The following is a 17,413-nucleotide window of genomic DNA, read 5'->3' on the forward strand; positions in this document are numbered from 1 at the left end:
TTCGGCACCCGGTGCGAACGGCACGTCCCACAAACACTTCCGCCCTCCCGCGGAGCTCGCTAGGATGTCGGCCATTGGCCAGCGGCCGCGTTTCAAAAAGGGAAGGGCCGACCTGGCGATGTCTGACGAGCAGCAACTCAAAACGATACTGATCGTTGATGACCACGAACTGGTGCGGATGGGGTTGCGCCAGGTGATCGTTCAGCACTTTGCGGCGCGTTTCAACGTCGCCGATGCGAAGAGCCTGGAGCAGGCCCTGCTGTATCTGAAGCCACATGCGGACGAAGTCTTTCTGCTTCTGCTCGATCTGAACCTGGGCGATACACGCGGCCTGGCTGGACTCCAGCTCCTGAAGCAGCGCTACCCTGATCTCCCCATCGCCGTCGTATCGGGCACACCCGACGCCCGCGTCCGCGAAGAGGCATTGGCGCAGGGCGCATTGGGCTACTTCTGCAAGGTGGGGGAAGCCGGGGACTTGAAGAACCTTCTGGACACGATCGAAAGCGCCCACGGCTCCAACCATCTCAAAGCCCGACACGACACGCTCGTTCGCTCCAGGAACCTCAAGCCGGGCATCCGGTTGACCAGCCGCCAGGTTCAGGTGCTGGAACTGGTGCTGAGCGGCCTCGACAACCAGGCGATTGCTGGTGAAACGGGACTCGCGCTGGGATCGGTGAAGAACTGCGTATCAACGATCTTTCTTGACTTCAACGTGCGCTCCCGCGCCGAGCTGATCAGGCTGTTCTCGTAGCCAGGCCTTGCTTCAGATGCCATCGACAAACACCGCAACCGCACCGCTGGCCGTGCAGCGCATTCGGCTCGAGTTGCTCCTGCAAAAGACCGGGGCTGTGCGCATCCTCTCCCCCATTCCTTTTGCGACGCCACTGGCGGTGCTGTTCCATCTCGACGGACCGCCAGGCCATCCGCTGCTCTGGCTCGGCCTGTTCTACGTCGTCATCTTCGTCACTTATCTGCAAAGACGAAGACTCGAGGCCCGGGGTTCCATCCAGGACCACGAGATGGCCAGCGTCCTGCGAGGTCGTGTGCGCGACATCCTGCTGCTCGGGTCCATGTGGGGATCCGCAGCCTGGCTGCTGGGCGCATATCAGAGTGCCGACGCCTTGGTCCTCACGGCCGTGTTCATCATGGGCGCGATCTCACTCGGGTCTGCCATCGTCTCCACGCACCGCCAGACGATCGCAGCGTTCAGCATTCCAGCGGCCTTTGGACTCATATCGGCCAGCGTGTGGCATGGCGGGCTGGTGGGGTGGATCCTGGCGGTGTGCATGACGCTGTTCCTTGTGATGACGCTGAAGTGGACCTTCCAGCAAGCCGACCTGCTCGAACAATCGCTCACAGTCCGATTTGAAAAGGAGGATCTCGCTCGCCGCCTGGAACAGCAGGTGGAACTGGTCGAGAATGCGAACCGGGAGAAGAGTCGTTTTCTCGCTTCGGCCAGCCACGATCTGCGCCAACCCCTCCATGCCATTTCCTTGTTCACATCGGTGCTTGAACGCTCCCGATTCGATCCGGAGAGCACACAGACCATCACCCGCTTGAGCCAGTCGGTGCGCATGTTGAACCAGTCGCTCGACACCATGCTCGATGTCTCGCGGCTGGATGCCGGCGCGGTGCAACCCATTCTGAAACCCTTGAAGGTGCATGAGTTGTTCATGTCGCTGAACCACACCTTCGCCGCGAGCGCCGAAAACCGGAATCTGCAGATTCGATTCCGCTCACCGGGCGACCTGGTCGTGTTGAGCGACGTGCAGCTGCTCACCCGACTGCTCGGAAACCTGATCGACAACGCCATCAAGTACACCCGCACCGGTGGCGTGCTCGTGGCCGCGCGCTCGGGTGCTGCTGCAGGCGGCGACGGCCGCATCTGCTTCGAAGTCGTCGATACCGGGATCGGCATCGCCAGCGAACACCAGCAACGGGTGTTCGACGAATTCTTCCAGTTGGACAATCCGCAGCGCGATCGCGCGGCCGGTCTGGGCATTGGCCTGTCGATCGTCAAGCGGTTGTCCACCTTGCTGGACCACCCCATGGCCATGTCATCCAGGCCGCAAAGAGGTACACGCTTTCGTGTGTGGGTTCCACAAGCCGCCGGGCAGACACCGGAACAGGCGAAGCCATCGGAGACCGACTGCGTTCCAGCTGCGCACGCCGCGAAGAACCTGCCCCAGCAGGTGCTGGTGATCGACGACGAACCGACGAGTCGCGAAGCCATGGCACTGCTGCTCTCGGCGCACGGTTGCACCGCGCACACCGCAGGCGACCTGGAACAGGCACAACGGCTGCTGGCGCGGAACCCGATCGAGGCCGTGGTCTCCGATGTTCGGCTGCCAGGGGAGCGCAACGGCGTGGACTTCCTGCTGGCATTGCGCCGCACCTCGCCGCACCTGCGCACCCTGCTCGTGACTGGCGAAACCGCGCCACAGCGCATCGCAGAGATCAGGAGCAGTGGCCTCCCCTTTCTTCACAAACCGGTTCGAGCCGAGCAACTGATCGAAGCACTCGCGCGTTGACCGTGCTTCCTGCTGGACGATGTGACCCGGGTCACTTACCCCGGCGGGGCTTGCACTCGATACTCGCGGTCGCCCGTTCAATAGCGTCCCTCGGGGACCCATTTCCCATGTCCAGAATCTTCATCGGTTTGTCCTTGTGCCTTCTTGCCAGCGTCTCCACAGCCGCGCCCGACACCCAATGCGACGAATACGACAAGCTTCGCGCTCGCCGGGACCAAGCCTTGAGCACGAAGAACTTCAAACAGTATTGCGACGCCCTGTCGGGCTTGATCAAGCTGATGCCGGTCACGCCGCCCGATCAGGCGCGACTCCAGTGCGAAGCCAAGGCCACGAACATGAATGTTCAGACCTGGCGCGGTGTTCGTCCCTCAGTCGTCTCGACCATGAAGGACACGTTCGACGGGCAGTGCAGGTGAAACCTGTGACAGCTTGCAGTCCTTCTTCAGGAACAGATCAACCAGGTGATCGCTGCGCGCCTGCGCATGTTCCAGAGCCTGTTCCGCATTCATCAGCTGTGTTTGCACCTGCATCATCTTGTTGACACCTTCCTGCATCCTGGCCCTGCGGGCATCGGCGGCAGCCTGCATGGCATAGCCCTGGATCTGGCCCCCTCCGGGAATCATGCCGATCAGCCCACTGCCCATCGCCGACCCCATGCCACCGCGACGCGCGACGTTGGCCTGGGCCAGCATTTCGTTCTGAATTTCCGCCATGACAGCTTGTGCCTGCGTGGCCTGAATCCGGTGATCCTGGCTTGCCTTTTCGAGCGTCAGGGTTTCCGCATGGATCTGCAAGCAGGTCAGCTCCCCATCGCTCAGCTTTCGCACGAACTGCGGCCCGATCTGGGCGCAGGCAGGCCACGCAGCCAACGCAAGAAGGCCGTAGAGGGAAAGTCGCGCCAACGAAGTGGGAAACATGGGGAAACCTCCTCAGCAGCACCAGCGGCTGTCCGACCAGTTTCAAGCGCGGAGTGCTTGGCGTGAAGTTACCGGGGTCACATCGGAGCGACGGGTGATGAGAGAGAGTCCACACGTGAACGCCCCAGCACATACAAAATCCTCTTCGCACTATTGCCAGTACTCATACGCCAGGATCGCTGCAGCCAGATCCTCCAACGCGGTACCCACTGATTTGAAAACAGTGCGCTCGCTGCCGTGAGATCGTCCTGGGTGCATCCCGGTGCAGAGACCCTGCAGCGTGGCAACTACATCCGCTGCATCAAAAACACCACGCGACAGGGGATCGAGAAGTTCGCCACTCTTTTCGAGTGCTTCTTCAGTGTCCACAAAAATTGTGGCGTTTCTGAAGGCGGCGTCATCTGCCTCTCGCATCCTGGGCGTGAAGCTCCCCACAAGGTCCAGGTGGCTCCCTGGCGCAAGCCAATTGCCGCTGACCAGCGGCTCGGTGGCCAATGTTGCCGTGCTCACGATGTCGGCTTGACTGACCGCAACATCAAGCCCGGTAGCGATCGGCGTGAGAGATCCGAGCTCGCCAGCAAGACCTTCACACACAGCTTGCGCCGATCCAAGACTGCGTCCCCATACATCCACGTGCTCAATGCCCAACACCGCCTGGTACGCCTGGGGCAAAAGGCGCCCGACGCGTCCAGTACCGACCACAACCATGCGCTTCGAATCTGGACGCGCTAGGTAGGACGCAGCAAGTGCGGATGCAGCTGCAGTTCGGCGCGCGGTGATGACATTTCCATCAAGTTGCGCGAGAGCCATGCCGGTGGTTGCATCAAACAGGGTATAGACCGAGAAGAGGCCCGGCAACCCCCTTTGCCCGTTGTTGGGATAGATGTTGACGGTCTTGATTCCCAGATATCGCTCGGTCCAGGCCGGCATGATGAGCACCGTTCCGGTGGCTTCGGGCGTCTTCACCTCGTGAAGATGACGCGCTGGCACATGACAACCCTCTCGAAAAAGGGCGCGCATGGCATCGATCAACCGGTCAAAAGGCAGGGCTTCGGTCGTCTGTGCTTCGTCAAGAAAAATCATGAAGATCTTTTCATCAGCGCCGGTTAGATGCTCACAGTTTCATGGGACTTCAGCACCGCACTGGCTCCAATGGTGACCACCTGGGAGTGGACCTCGCACTCGAGTTCACCGCCCGCAGAAGATGCTTGAAATGCCATGATTCGAGGCTTGCCGAGGCGTTTTGCCCACAGCGGAGCGATCGAGCAATGCGCAGATCCGGTCACCGGGTCTTCGTCGACACCCAAACCGAAGGATGGACAGAAGAATCGGGATACACAGTCGTGCGTTCGACCTGGAGCCGTGGCAATGAAGCCGTGCCTCCCCAGTGCCAGCAGCTTTTTCACATCTGGATTCAGTGCGCGCACTTCGTCTTCGGATGAAAACACCGCCAGGAAGTCCCGCCCGGCGGCAAGCACTTCCACTGGTGTTGCGCCCAAAGCTTCATTCAGAGCAAGCCAGCCCTCATGCATCGGCGTTGCGTTCCATTGCGACAAAGAAAGAAAGAAGCGCTTGTGACGCTTGCGTACGGGAACCTCGCCGCCGGGAGTCAGAAAGCTGAAATCTTCCAGATCATGGCCGTGCATTGCCATGAAAAAGGCAGCGGCCAACGTGCCATGACCACACATGGACTGCACGAACGCACCCGACCGGGACAACCAACGCAACTCCGAGCCACGCTGGGTATCCACAATGAAGGAGGTGACCGGCAGCGCTATCGTCTGTGCAAGTCTGGCCAGCTCATGGTCGGCCAGCCATGCATTCAGTTTGCAGACGGCTGCCGAGTTACCGAGCCCTGGCGTGTCGGTGAAGGCCGAAACGTGGACGTAGGGGATTTCCATGGTCATGCCCTCGCCTCGCGCAAACGGTGCTCCAGCGTGCTTCCCAGCCATCCGATGACACTGGCGCAAGCGAAATAGACGGCGCCAATGAAGAGATATACCTCCAGATAGGCGTTGACCCAATCGGCATTTCCGTACGCGGCCTGCGCCGAGGCAGTGAAATCGAAGAAGCCGATGATGGCGACGATCGAAGTCTCCTTGAAGGTTGCAACGAGAAGGTTCACCGTCGCAGGGAGGCCATTCGTCAATCCCTGCGGCAACAGAACCAGGCGAAGGCGCAGGTAGCGCGACAAGGCCAATGCCTTTGCAGCTTCCTCTTGTTGACGGGGAATGGCCTGCAAGCCAGCGCGCACGATTTCCGACTGATAACAACCGTAGACAAAAGCAAAGGCAATGGCAACGCGCCAGAGCTTGTCGCCGGAGAGCCATCCAGGGGCCAGCATGGGTGCCAGAACACCGACGGAGAACAGAATCATCACCATGGGCAACGTGCGAACGGCATCGACCACGAACCCGGTTGCGTAAGCCAACTGCCGATTCTTGCTACGCCTCATCAGTGCCAGCACCACACCGGTAGGAAAGCCCAGGAGGATGCCGACGAGGTAGAGAAACAGCGTGAGCGCAAAGCCACCCCAGCGGTCGGTCGACACCGCAGGAAGGCCGAGGATGCCTCCATGCATCAACACCACGAACGCAGCCGCCACCAACACAGCAGACCACAACAGCACGGCGGATCGCCAGAGGCGAGGCCATTGCAACAGCGCCACTGCCAGTATGACCAGGGCGCATGCTGTAGCTGGTCGCCACTGTTCAACCACGGGGTACAGACCAAACAGGATCAAGTGGTAGCGCGCTCTGAGCACCGCCCAGCATGCACCGCCCGGCGTACATTCAGCTGCAGTAGTGGCATTCCAGGTGGCATCGATGACACCCCAACGGAGGACGACCCACCCCAGCCATGCGATGAAGAGCGCTGCGACCACCGTCAGGAGGGTCGAAAGACCGCGCTTGACGACTGGCGCAGTGCCTCCGTCTTTGTCTTTGCTAGGCGCCGTGGCCAGGTACTTCAAATGCATGATTCAGCGCATTGGCGATGGAGACCACCAGTTGATTGAGAAGTACGAAACACGCGGTCATCACACACAGTAGCGCCACGGTATGGCCGGACTGGTTGATGGACATCAGCGTGACCGCGAAAAGGTCGGTGAACCCGACCGCCAGGCCAATCGAGGTAGCCTTGATCAGCGTGGTGTACTGACTCCCCATCGGAAGGATGGCCGCCCGCAGTGCCAAAGGCACACGCACCTTCCATTCGACCACCCATGTCGGCAACGCCAGGGCGCGTGCTGCTTCCAGCATGCCCTTAGGAACGGTCGCAAAGCCGCCGCGCACGATCTCCGCGACATAGGCCGAGCCGAACATGGAAAGCGCAATCAGCACAGCGAGCAACTCCGTCGGTACGTACAAACCACCCACGAAGTTGAACCCCTGCAACTTCGGTACCGAGTAGAGCGCTTCGCCGGGAAACCCCAATAGACTCGTGGCGCCCGCACCCAAGGCGGCGACGACAAACAGCTTCCATGTTCGCCCTGTTGGAAAGAGACGCCGACGGCGAGAGAGGAGAAACAGCAAAAGGACCAGAGCCAGCGCAGCGCCCACCACAGCAAGGCCCGCGGCCGTCGGGAAGGGAATGCTCACCCCCCGGTTGCTGACGACCGCACCGGCAATGCCGAACGCCTGTCGGGGACCCGGCATGTTCGTGATGACCGCAAACCAGAACAACGCCTGCAGGATCAGAGGCATGTTGCGAAAGACCTGAACATAGGCTTTCGCCAGTCGACTCCACAACGGATGCCCCGATACCGCGAGAAACGCCACCAGACTGCCGATAACTGTTGCCAGCGCAATCGACACGGCCGCCAGAACAACCGTATTCAGAACGGAGATTCCAATCGTTTTCCAGTAGGGATCGCTGGGCGTCTGCGTGATCACCGAGAACCCCATTTGCCAGGAGGTGGCGTTTCTCAGGAAATCCAGCTCACCCATCACATAGGCCACCGCGATCGCGACAAACACCAAGATGGTCAGAAGGCTGCCTGTGGAAAGCCTCATCCAGGGCGATGCTGCAGAAACAGGAGAAGCGTTCATAACTCCGGCATGCCCGACATCAATCGAAGACCGGGCCATAGATCAAGCCGCCATTTCTCCACAAGCGGTTGGCTCCGCGGTCCAGCTTGTATGGTGAGGCCGCGCCCAATTCGCGGTCGTACACCTGACCGTAGTTGCCCACCTGTTTGATGACGTCGTAGACCCAGTTGTCGGAGAGGCCCAAATCGGCCCCCACACCCTTTTGAACACCCAACAACTTGGCCATGGCGGGGTTGGCGGCAGGGTTCGCCGCAATTTGTGCGCGCATGCCGTCCACGTTCTGACTGGTGACGCCCAGTTCCTCTGCACGAATCATTGCAGCGATGGTCCAGTTGACCACGGTGCGAAACTTCTTGTCGTCTTCACGTACCGCTGCCGAGATCGGCTCCAGCGTGAGTGTGATGGGCAGGATGGTCTGCGTGCTGGGGTCTTTCACTTTCTGTGTTCGCGTGACGGCCAGGCTTGGGCCCCAACCAGCCAGCGCGTCGCAACGGCCCGCGAAGTAAGCACCCTGCAACTCTTCGCTCTTTTCATAGGTGACGACTTTGAACTTCACGTTTTCCGAAGCCATGTAGCTCGCCAGAACAGGTTCGATGCTGGTACCAGCTGCTGTGCACACAGTCGCGCCACCGAGCTCCTTGCCGCTCTTGATCCCGGAGGCCGTGGGCACCATGAACTGGAACCCACCGACGAAGTACGGCATGCTGAAATCAATCTTCTGCTTGGTATCGCGCGACAGCGTCCAACCCGTGGCCTTGAAAACGATGTCGACATCTCCGGAGATCAACGAGGGAAACCGTTGCGCCCAACTGAGTGGCACATAGGTCACCTTCTCCGCCGAGCCCAATGTTGCGGCGGCGAGCGCTTTACAGAACTGGATGTCGAAACCTTTCCAGTTGCCCTTGTCGTCCAGCTCGAAAAAGCCACTGAAACTGCCGTTGTGAGCGCTGCAGCGCAGCGTGCCTCGATCCTTGATGAGGTCCAGCGCACTCTTGGGCGTCTGAGCCAACACGGATCCACCGAACCCGGCAGTCCCAATAAGGGCCAGCGTGGCCATACGCCGGCTGGCAGAAAAGATCGAGGTCAAACTGTTCATACCATTCTCCAAAAATGCTCTTCGCGTCTGCGCTGAGGCGCAACACCACCGCGAAAAGTTGATGCATAATACACAAATAATTTTCCTATTGGAAATATTTTTTCCCATCATGAGGTGCTTATGAGGAATACAAACCCTGCGGAAAGAGCCAGAAAATCCGTCAGAGCCCCCAAAACGCAAAGCGCCTTGGGGGCGATCGTCAAAGCGCTGCGAACCCGCGCAGGACTGACGCTCACCGAGCTGGCGGAGAAGGGCGACCTGGCGGCATCCACCATCTCGAAGATTGAAAGCGGGCAACTCTCGCCAGGGTACGAAACGATCCAACGCTTGGCCATCGGTCTCGGCGTGGAAGTGGCCGAGCTGTTTCAGCCACGCGTCGAACCCGTCTCGACCGGGCGACGCGGAGTCACCAGACGAGGCCAGGGTGTGCGCCACACGTCGGAGCACTATGAGTACGAGGCGCTTGCCTCCGATTTATCCAGAAAGCAGTTTCTTCCGCTCTTTGCCACGATCAAGGCGCGAAGTCACCAGCAATTCGGCCCCCTGCCCTCTCACGAGGGTGAAGAGTTCGTTTATGTGGTTTCGGGATCCATCGCCTTGCACAGCGAGCACTACGAACCACTCACGCTCCATGAAGGTGACAGCGTTTACTTCGACAGCCGCACAGGACACGCGCTGGTGTCCACCGGCCCCGAGGAGGCCAGAATCGTTTGGATTTGCTCGGACCGAGATGCCTTGCAGAAACATCAGGAAAACGCACATGAATGAGAACCGCGCCAACAACGCTCAACCGAGCATCGTGGCCACTGGACTGAACAAGTGGTACGGCGCGACCCAGGTACTGCACGACATCGACCTCTCCATTCAGCAAGGTGAGCGTGTCGTGGTGTGCGGCCCTTCGGGTTCGGGCAAATCAACCCTGGTGCGTTGCTTCAACGGTCTGGAGCCCTATCAATCCGGGAGTCTCTTGGTTCAGGGCAAGGACCTAGGCCAGACGAAGCAAGTAGAAGCGGTGCGGCAGGAGGTGGGCATGGTGTTTCAACAGTTCAACCTGTTCCCTCATCTCACCGTGCTTGAGAACTGCATGCTGGCACCGGTGTGGTCGCAAAGGCAGGATCCAGCTGCTGCGGAAGAAATGGCACTGCAACTGCTCAAACGCGTTCAGATTTCCGAACACGCCAGGAAATATCCAGGCCAGCTCTCAGGCGGACAGCAACAGCGTGTAGCGATAGCGCGCGCGTTGTGCATGCGCCCCAAGGTCATGCTGTTCGATGAGCCAACTTCCGCGCTCGACCCAGAAATGGTTTCCGAAGTGCTGGACGTCATGATCGGACTTGCGGACACCGGGATGACCATGATCTGCGTGACGCACGAAATGGGTTTCGCGCGTGCGGTGGCAGATCGCGTGATCTTCATGGCCGATGGAAAGATCGCCGAGTTTGCCGAACCGCAAGCGTTCTTCGATCACCCGCAAACGGAAAGAGCCAGGCAGTTTCTCGGGCAGATACTCCACCACTGAACTCCGCATGCCGCACTTGGCATGCGCCAGTGTCTTATGCGAGTCTGACCCATTACTCGGTCAGATCCCCATCGCTCAGCTTTCGCACGAACTGCGGCCCGATCTGGGCGCAGGCAGGCCACGCAGCCAACGCAAGAAGGCCGCAGAGGGAAAGTCGTACCAACGGGTCGAACAACATGGGGGCCTCTGGAAGATAGGGACTGCGACGGGCATGGCACCGGCAGCCATCCCGGCAGTTTCAATTGCGGCGCGCTCCATGTGAAGTGACCCGGGTCACAGGAGACAGGCGGGGTTGGCCAAGGAGGTGGGGGAAACCAAGCTTGCACGATGTGCCGCGGCCATGTACGGTCGATTTGCAGGCTTCAGAGACATCCTGTGACTCAACTAAAAGGTGCATCCATGTTGTTCCCCACCACCGTCGTCGGCAGTCTTCCTCAGCCCGACTGGCTCATCGACCGCGCCAAGCTGGCTGGCCGCTTCCCGCCCCGGGTTCGAGCCCGCGAGTTGTGGCGCATTCCAGAGGCCTACCTGGCCCAGGCGCAGGAAGATGCGACGCTGATCGCCATCCGCATGCAGGAACAAGCGGGGCTGGACATCGTCTCCGACGGTGAGATCCGACGCGAGAGCTATTCCAACCGCTTCGCCACGGCGCTCGAAGGTGTGGACCTGGACAACCCCGGCACCGCGCTGGACCGTTCGGGACACCCCAACCCGGTGCCCCGCATCGTCGGGAAAATCCGGCGCAAGCACGCGGTGGAGGTGGGAGACCTTCAGTTCCTGAAGAAACACACGAAGCTGCGCACCAAGATCACCGTGCCCGGTCCGTTCACCATGCTTCAGCAAGCCCAGAACGATTTCTACGCCAGCGAAGAAGAGGCCGCGATGGACTACGCGGCGGCTGTGAATGAAGAGATCAAGGACCTGTTTGCTGCGGGTGCCGACGTCGTGCAGATCGACGAACCCTACATGCAGGCCCGACCGGAAAAGGCCCGGCAATACGGCCTGGCCGCGCTGAACCGCGCGCTCGATGGCGTGCAGGGCACCACCTGCGTGCACATCTGCTTTGGCTACGCCGCCATCATCCACGAGCGGCCCACGGGCTATTCCTTTTTGCCCGAGCTCTCAGGGTGCCGGTGCAAGCAGGTTTCGCTCGAGACGGCGCAGTCCCATCTGGACACGTCGGTGTTGCGCCAGCTCGAAGGCAAACAGTTTCTGCTGGGCTGCCTGGACCTGTCGGACCTGAACGTGGAGACGCCCGAAGTGATCGCCGATCGCGTGCGCAAGGCACTGGCGCACGTGAAGCCCGAGCAGATCATCCTGGCGCCCGATTGCGGCATGAAGTACCTGCCGCGGGAAGTGGCGCAGGGCAAGCTGGAGAACATGGTGGTGGCGGCGAAGCAGTTGCGGAGTGAGTATCCATAGAGAGGGTGCGGGTCACCTTCCGAAGTGGTCTCGCGCGCCAAGCTGCTCAGGCCAGCACCGCCAGCCGTGCCCGGTTGGCGCTTCGGGCCGCCGAATACTCCATGATGCGAGCCACCTCGTTCGCGGCCTCTTCGCCGAAACGCTTCTCCAGCAGGTACAGCACCGCATCGATGCAAAGCGTCACGCCGCCCCCGGTGATCACGTTCCCCGCATCCACCAGCAAGGCGTGTTTGGCCTGAACGCCAGGGAAACGTTCGCGCAGTTCGCGCAGGGGTGACACCTCGGGCGGGACCACTTCCACCTTGGTGGTCGCCAACTTGCCATCGAGCAGGCCGGCCTCGGCGAAGATCATGGCGCCGGTGCAGACGGAGCACAGCGTGGCGCCTGGCGCCACGCGCCGCGCGAAGGCCTGGATGGCGGGGTCTTGCGAGGCTTTACGCCAGCCGGGCCCACCGGGCACGAGCAACACGTCCACGTCTTTCACTTCGTCGAAAGTTCTGGCGGGCACCACCATGAGGCCATTGGAGAACTGGACGGGCTCGCGCCGGGCCGCGACGGTTTCGTAGGACAACTCGGGAATGATGCGACGAGCCATCGAGATGACGCCAATGGCGGCCAGGTCCACGGGCTCGATGCCCTCGTACAGAAGGAAGGTGACGTGCATGTTGAAGCTCCTGAAAAGCCGTCAGAATAGTTTCCGAATGGGAAACAATATATCAGGGTTTTCGATATGTTGTCTATTGGGAAACAAACTTAACATCGCCGCACTGGCCCGACAACCGTGGCCAGTCCAACCTCTTTGAAGGAGCCAGCCGATGCCAGCACCGTTCAAGCCTCACCCGTCCTGAGCGACAGCAGCGCGCACCGAATCCTTACCGGGGGCGGTGCAGATGGCCCCGATGATCCGGCCCCCACAGCGACACGCAATCGCTCCTCCGCCTCTCCTCTCCTCCATTCGAACAGCTGCTGCGCGCGGCCGGGGCCTGCTTCGCCCTTGCAGTGCGCGGACCACTCCACAGGACACCGATATGAGCTACTCCGCAACGGCCGAGCACACATCCGAGCCGGCCAGCACCCATCCTTCCGAGGTCAGAAAGGTCGTTTTCGCCAGTTCGATTGGCACCATCATCGAGTGGTACGACTTCCTGATCTACGGCACCGCCGCCGCGCTGGTTTTCAACAAGCTGTTCTTCCCCGCCGACGACCCGTTCCTGGGCACGCTGGCCGCGCTCGGCAGCGCGGCGGTGGGCTTCTTCGCGCGTCCGTTCGGTGGCGCCTTCTTCGGTTTCCTGGGTGACAAGGTGGGCCGCAAATCCATGCTGCTCATCACGTTGGTCATCATGGGTCTGGGCACCTTCGCCATTGGCCTGCTGCCCACCTACGCCCAGATCGGCATCTGGGCGCCGATCCTGCTGGTCACCCTGCGCATCGTGCAGGGCATCGGGCTGGGGGGTGAATGGGGCGGCGCGGCCTTGATGGTGCTCGAGCACGCGCCCAAGCACCGGCGCGGGTTCTGCGGCAGCCTGGTGCAGATCGGGTTTCCGATCGGGCTCATCCTCTCCGCTTCGGTGTTCGCGCTGGTGTCGCGCCTGCCGGAAGAGGACTTCCTCTCGTGGGGCTGGCGCATTCCCTTCCTCTCCAGCATCGTGCTGGTAGCGCTGGGCACGTTCATCCGGCTCAAGGTGTCCGAGTCACCCGTGTTCCTGGAAATGAAGGCCAAGAAGGAAATCGCCAAGAACCCGTTCTACGACGCGGTGTTCCGCAACCCCAAAAACTTCCTGATCGCCGTGGGCCTGAAGATCTGCGAGGTGTCGTGGGTATACATGCTCACCGTCTTCATGGTGGTCTACGCCGTCAACAACCTGGGCCTGCCCAAGTCGCTGATGCTCAACGCGATCATGATCGCTGCGGCCATCGAGATCATCACGATCCCGCTGTTTGGCTATCTCTCTGATCGCATCGGCAGGCGGCCCTTCTACTTCGCGGGCACCATCTTCACGTTCTTCTTCGCGTTCCCGCTGTTCTGGTTGATGGACACGCGCGATCCGTTCATCGTGATCATCGCGGTGGCCGTGGCGCTGAGCTTCGGCCACGGCCTGATGTTCGGCCCGCAGGCCACCTACTTCCCTGAACTGTTCGGCGCCAAGGTGCGCTACACGGGTGCATCGTTCGGCTTCCAGGTCTCGGCGGCCATTGGTGGTGGCCTCACGCCCATCATGTCCGCCATCCTGGTGCAGAAGATGGGTGGTTCAGCGGGTGTTTCCATGCTGCTGATCGGTCTGGCCATCATCACTTTCGTGGCGGCCTGCTATGCGCATGAAACGCGCGACAGCTCGGTGCGGGTATAGGGTTTCTTTTGCGCGCCCGGGCTGGCAACCCGGGTGGTCTCTGCACAGACCGTCGGCCTGCCCTCATGCCAGCAGGCCGACCCCAGGCGCCATTGCCAAGCCCCAACGAGGTTTTCCCATTGGACAACCTCGTCAGCACCCAGCCGGCATCGGGTGCATCAAGCCTTAGGAGAAAAGCCATGACCAGCGCATTCAAAGAACGACTCAGCGGGAAACTCGAGCCGACCATCGGAGGTTCTGTCTATGTGGACCCCGCCAAGATGGAGTGGAAGCCTTCGCAGTTTCCCAAGATCCAGATGAAGGTGCTCTACCGCAATGACGAAGAAGGCGAAATGACGGTGCTGCTCAAGTGGGAGCCGGGCGCCGTGCTGCCCTTCCACAAGCACCCGGAGATCGAGCAGAGCTACGTGATCGAAGGCTCTTTCTCCGACCACGACGGCACCTGCTACGCCGGCCAGTACGTCTACCGCCACCCGGGGTCGCTGCACGAGACGCGGTCCGACACCGGTTGCACCATCCTCGCCGTCTACCGCAAGCCCAACATCTTCTTCAACGCAGCCGGCTTCGAAGCCGACAAACAGTAACCGGAGCCAGCGCCCGCCATGGCCTACGTCGTCACCGAAGCCTGCATTGCCTGCCGCTATGGCGAGTGCGTGGCCGTGTGCCCGCAAGACGCTTTCCATGGCGGGCCCAACTTCGTCGTCATCAACCCCGCCACCTGCGCCAACTGCTCGCTGTGCGAAATGGTGTGCCCGGTAAAAGCCATCGTGGCGGCCACCGATCTCGCCCCGGATCAGAAGGCCTACCGTGAGCTCAACGCGGAGCTCGCTGCCGTCTGGCCCGTGGTGCGCGAACTGCAGCCCCTGCCCGATGCAGACGCCAACGCGTTCGAGACCACCAAGCGCCACCGCCTGATCGTCCCCTGAAGGACCGCCAGGGCAGGAAATCCCCCCATGGAGCGCGCCAGCGCATGCGCTATGCTGGGCAACAAAGCAACCATTGGGAAATTTCAGGAAACATGGTGTCAGCTCGCCCGAAAAAGTCCGTCCAGCCCGCCGCCGCATATGAAGGGTCCAAAGAGGTCGAAGCCCATATCGCGCTCGGCACGCGTTTGAAGGAACGCCGTCTCGAAGCGCAGCTCACGCTGGCCGAGTTGGCCGAGCGATCCGGTTTTGGCAAGGCCTACCTCTCGCGCATTGAAAACGGCAAGAAGGTCCCGCCCATCGGCACGCTCTCGCGCATCGCCGACGTGCTGGGCATCGAGGCAGCCAGCCTGCTCACCGAGACTTCGCACGCGGCCTGGCGCGGGGTGAGTTTCGTGAAGAAAACCGACAAGCGCCCTACTGTGATGGGCGGCAGCCAGTTCGGCTACGACTACTTCGCCCTCACCGACGCCACAACGGGCCGAGCCCTTCAACCTTTCATCTTTTCCTTCCCCGACAAGGTGGACAAGTTCGTCTTCTTCGAACACGAGGGCGAGGAAATGATGCACGTGCTCACCGGTCGTGTGGAATGGCAGGTGGGCATGGACAAGTTCGTGCTGGAGCCGGGCGACACCATCCACTTCGATTCGAGAATCCCTCACCGCGGGCACGCGCTGTCCGGTCCGGCCACCGCGCTGGTGGTGATGTACTCGCCAGCAGGCTCCAAGGCCAGCCTGGCCTGAGGATGCGCACTCAGCCCAGATCTTCGCGAGCGGATGGAGTTTCAGGCTCGCTGGTCACACGCGCCACGCCCAGCTTGAGCCCCAGCATGCCGAGGATGCGGTTCATCGTCTGAACGCTGCCGTCGCTGCGCTCCTGCTCGATGTCTTGAATGGTGCGATAGGCCACACCGGAGAGCCTGGCCATTTCGGCCGTGGTCAGTCGCATCGTTTTCTTCAGGTGCCGCACCGACTGCGCCAACGACCATTCGGGGTGCGCGAGCACATCGTCAAGGGCCTGCTTGCGCAGTTCCAGTTGCTCAGCCAGGGAAAGGGGGGTGAAACGCTTGTCCATCGTCTTCCCGTCACTTCAGTGCGGCCAGTTCTTTCGCCCGCGCCAGGATGCCGGGCCGCAGGTGGGTGAGCACCTCGGCGTCCAGGCCCAGAGCCTCACCTTCTTCGGCGATGCGTTCCAGTGCGGGCACCATGGTTTTCAGGCCTTCAACCAGCGGCTCGCGTTGCACCAGCCCCGCCCCCTTCTTCCCACGTTCACGCTGAACCTCTTCACCCAGTTCGACAACGCGATCCAGCACGCGCGCCCAGTCGGGCTGGCCTCCATCGTTGCCTTCCCATCGAATGCGCCGGGCGATGCCGTCGGGGTGAAGGTACATGGGCGCGAAGTCGTACAGCGGCGTCAGGGCGATGTGGCCATGGAAGTCCCGCTGCACCGCGGTGTTGCGCGCATGGTTGTCCTTGTTGCCCAAGGCCAGATTGGCGATGTCGCGCTTGAGGTATTCCAGCACCTCGTCCTGCGGGTGGGTGCAATGGCGAGTCAGGTTCAGACACACCTGATCGTGGCTCGGCACGGCCTCGAACCCCGGCATGCCAGTCAGGGTGGCGATGCTTTCCTGCGCCAGACGGGTGACCTGACCGCCGCCGATCACGCGCCGATCAAACCGGGGAATGAACAGCGCGCGTTCGCGCAACACCAGCGGCGCATGCACGCGCAGGCCCAGCAACCCGGCGATGTCCATGTAGAACGCTTCATGCCGGAGGATGCTGGCCATTCGCGCATCCATTCCCCGGCCGAACTTGACGATGTAGTGTTCGTCCGCGTGCTCGTCAGGCAAGGTGTGATCCAGGTAGAGAAGCCCATCGTGGGCGCGCGTCAGCAGCACTTTGGGCCACTCGCCCTGCACGCCGGACGAGCCCGCCACGAAAAGGCCGTGCGAGGCCAGGTACTCGGAGAACTCGTCGCCTCGCTGCGCCACCTCGTCATCGGTGAACCCGCGCTGTGCCCCGGCGTTGGCACCGAGCCATTCGGCGGCTTCCTTGACCCTCAGATGGCCGATGGGATTTCCGGCACCGGCCAGCAACAGTTCCCAGTCGGCCACAACGCCAGCCGTGGGAGCTCGACCGATGCGCCGAAGCAGTTCTTGCCGACCAAACCCCTGGGGCAACATGTCGATAAGGGCCACCGGCCAATGGGGCAACTGCAGAGGCTCAAGGCCCACCGGCCATCGGGCACAGAGCGCATGCGCGTCGATCGCCTCAGCGTGTTCCACGGCCCATTCGACCGCATAGCCCGAGTAGGTCCGGGTTTTCCACCCTTCGAGTTCAGAGCCGGACAGGCTCACACCCACCACGTCGTGCCAAGCACCATGGGCGTGCAGTTGCAGGGTGCATGATTTCTTCATTTACACGAAATTATATCCAATATAAATGGAATTTTTCCTATATTATTGATATTTTTTCGTGTAAATATAACAGACCAACTCTGTACGGTTGCATCCCCAAAATGCGGGTAGGCGTATCCGGTCAGACCGTTTATCATCCCGCCTGTCGGTCGCATTCCCTCACCGGGCGTTCCCTGTGCTTGGAGATTTCGG

19 protein-coding genes are annotated in these 17,413 nt (G+C 61.2%); 10 read left to right on the top strand and 9 right to left on the bottom strand.

The annotated features are described in order from the left end of the window. The first annotated feature begins 64 nt into the window (after positions 1 to 64). The 3 genes from ACTIF6_RS25300 (at position 65) to ACTIF6_RS25310 (ending at position 2,947) form a co-directional block, all read left to right on the top strand. Positions 65 to 751: a response regulator transcription factor gene (locus tag ACTIF6_RS25300; protein WP_439590495.1), complete on the top strand. Its 687-nt coding sequence runs from the start codon at positions 65 to 67 to the stop codon at positions 749 to 751. A 16-nt stretch (positions 752 to 767) separates the two neighbouring features. Continuing rightward, a complete protein-coding gene (locus tag ACTIF6_RS25305; RefSeq protein WP_439590496.1) occupies positions 768 to 2,531 on the top strand; it encodes an ATP-binding protein in 1,764 nt (587 codons plus the stop codon). 107 nt (positions 2,532 to 2,638) lie between these two features. Next, positions 2,639 to 2,947 carry a hypothetical protein gene (locus ACTIF6_RS25310; RefSeq protein ID WP_439590497.1) on the top strand — a complete coding sequence of 103 codons (309 nt, stop codon included), beginning with the start codon at positions 2,639 to 2,641 and terminating at the stop codon, positions 2,945 to 2,947. Here ACTIF6_RS25310 and ACTIF6_RS25315 read toward each other — a convergent pair. The 6 genes from ACTIF6_RS25315 to ACTIF6_RS25340 all read right to left on the bottom strand — a co-directional run bounded on the left by ACTIF6_RS25315 (position 2,900) and on the right by ACTIF6_RS25340 (position 8,554). After that, positions 2,900 to 3,448 carry a hypothetical protein gene (locus tag ACTIF6_RS25315; protein WP_439590498.1) on the bottom strand — a complete coding sequence of 183 codons (549 nt, stop codon included), beginning with the start codon at positions 3,446 to 3,448 and terminating at the stop codon, positions 2,900 to 2,902. The genes ACTIF6_RS25310 and ACTIF6_RS25315 overlap by 48 nt on opposite strands. A gap of 150 nt (positions 3,449 to 3,598) precedes the next feature. Continuing rightward, positions 3,599 to 4,531 carry an ornithine cyclodeaminase family protein gene (locus tag ACTIF6_RS25320; protein ID WP_439590499.1) on the bottom strand — a complete coding sequence of 311 codons (933 nt, stop codon included), beginning with the start codon at positions 4,529 to 4,531 and terminating at the stop codon, positions 3,599 to 3,601. 23 nt (positions 4,532 to 4,554) lie between these two features. Continuing rightward, on the bottom strand, positions 4,555 to 5,355 hold the full coding sequence (locus tag ACTIF6_RS25325) for a PhzF family phenazine biosynthesis protein (protein ID WP_439590500.1): 801 nt from the start codon (positions 5,353 to 5,355) through the stop codon (positions 4,555 to 4,557). Further along, entirely contained in the window at positions 5,352 to 6,425 is a 1,074-nt protein-coding gene (locus ACTIF6_RS25330; RefSeq protein WP_439590501.1) for an amino acid ABC transporter permease, read from the bottom strand. The genes ACTIF6_RS25325 and ACTIF6_RS25330 overlap by 4 nt, the downstream gene beginning before the upstream one ends. Then, the gene (locus ACTIF6_RS25335; RefSeq protein WP_439590502.1) at positions 6,394 to 7,497 is read right to left on the bottom strand and encodes an ABC transporter permease subunit; all 1,104 of its coding nucleotides are present in this window, start codon (positions 7,495 to 7,497) and stop codon (positions 6,394 to 6,396) included. The genes ACTIF6_RS25330 and ACTIF6_RS25335 overlap by 32 nt, the downstream gene beginning before the upstream one ends. Positions 7,498 to 7,516: 19 nt before the next feature. Next, on the bottom strand, positions 7,517 to 8,554 hold the full coding sequence (locus ACTIF6_RS25340; protein ID WP_439590503.1) for an amino acid ABC transporter substrate-binding protein: 1,038 nt from the start codon (positions 8,552 to 8,554) through the stop codon (positions 7,517 to 7,519). Between the two features lie 159 nt (positions 8,555 to 8,713). Here ACTIF6_RS25340 and ACTIF6_RS25345 point away from each other — a divergent pair, with 159 nt between their 5' ends. The 3 genes from ACTIF6_RS25345 to ACTIF6_RS25355 all read left to right on the top strand — a co-directional run bounded on the left by ACTIF6_RS25345 (position 8,714) and on the right by ACTIF6_RS25355 (position 11,534). Beyond that, entirely contained in the window at positions 8,714 to 9,361 is a 648-nt protein-coding gene (locus tag ACTIF6_RS25345) for a helix-turn-helix domain-containing protein (RefSeq protein ID WP_439590504.1), read from the top strand. Continuing rightward, entirely contained in the window at positions 9,354 to 10,112 is a 759-nt protein-coding gene (locus ACTIF6_RS25350) for an amino acid ABC transporter ATP-binding protein (protein WP_439590505.1), read from the top strand. The genes ACTIF6_RS25345 and ACTIF6_RS25350 overlap by 8 nt, the downstream gene beginning before the upstream one ends. 399 nt (positions 10,113 to 10,511) lie before the next feature. Continuing rightward, a complete protein-coding gene (locus tag ACTIF6_RS25355) occupies positions 10,512 to 11,534 on the top strand; it encodes a uroporphyrinogen decarboxylase family protein (protein ID WP_439590506.1) in 1,023 nt (340 codons plus the stop codon). Positions 11,535 to 11,580: 46 nt separating this feature from the next. Here the strand turns inward: ACTIF6_RS25355 and ACTIF6_RS25360 are convergent, their stop codons facing one another. After that, on the bottom strand, positions 11,581 to 12,198 hold the full coding sequence (locus ACTIF6_RS25360; RefSeq protein ID WP_439590507.1) for a DJ-1/PfpI family protein: 618 nt from the start codon (positions 12,196 to 12,198) through the stop codon (positions 11,581 to 11,583). Between the two features lie 364 nt (positions 12,199 to 12,562). Here ACTIF6_RS25360 and ACTIF6_RS25365 point away from each other — a divergent pair, with 364 nt between their 5' ends. From ACTIF6_RS25365 to ACTIF6_RS25380, 4 genes are all read left to right on the top strand, one after another. Next, the gene (locus ACTIF6_RS25365; RefSeq protein ID WP_439590508.1) at positions 12,563 to 13,882 is read left to right on the top strand and encodes an MFS transporter; all 1,320 of its coding nucleotides are present in this window, start codon (positions 12,563 to 12,565) and stop codon (positions 13,880 to 13,882) included. A 179-nt stretch (positions 13,883 to 14,061) separates the two neighbouring features. Beyond that, positions 14,062 to 14,466: a cupin domain-containing protein gene (locus ACTIF6_RS25370; protein WP_439590509.1), complete on the top strand. Its 405-nt coding sequence runs from the start codon at positions 14,062 to 14,064 to the stop codon at positions 14,464 to 14,466. 18 nt (positions 14,467 to 14,484) lie between these two features. Continuing rightward, positions 14,485 to 14,808 (top strand): 4Fe-4S binding protein, encoded by a 324-nt coding sequence (locus ACTIF6_RS25375; protein ID WP_439590510.1) that lies wholly within the window; start codon positions 14,485 to 14,487, stop codon positions 14,806 to 14,808. Between the two features lie 92 nt (positions 14,809 to 14,900). Then, positions 14,901 to 15,548, top strand: a complete 648-nt coding sequence (locus ACTIF6_RS25380) for a helix-turn-helix domain-containing protein (RefSeq protein ID WP_439590511.1) — start codon at positions 14,901 to 14,903, stop codon at positions 15,546 to 15,548. A 10-nt stretch (positions 15,549 to 15,558) separates the two neighbouring features. On the opposite strand, the gene ACTIF6_RS25385 is transcribed toward ACTIF6_RS25380, so the two are convergent. Both ACTIF6_RS25385 and ACTIF6_RS25390 read right to left on the bottom strand, forming a co-directional pair. Then, a complete protein-coding gene (locus ACTIF6_RS25385) occupies positions 15,559 to 15,879 on the bottom strand; it encodes a helix-turn-helix domain-containing protein (RefSeq protein WP_439590512.1) in 321 nt (106 codons plus the stop codon). A gap of 10 nt (positions 15,880 to 15,889) precedes the next feature. Further along, positions 15,890 to 17,221: a type II toxin-antitoxin system HipA family toxin gene (locus tag ACTIF6_RS25390; RefSeq protein WP_439590513.1), complete on the bottom strand. Its 1,332-nt coding sequence runs from the start codon at positions 17,219 to 17,221 to the stop codon at positions 15,890 to 15,892. Between the last annotated feature and the right edge of the window lie 192 nt (positions 17,222 to 17,413).

It is taken from the genome of Hydrogenophaga sp. (assembly GCF_051860785.1).
In the GTDB taxonomy this organism is placed as follows: Bacteria; Pseudomonadota; Gammaproteobacteria; order Burkholderiales; family Burkholderiaceae_C; genus Hydrogenophaga.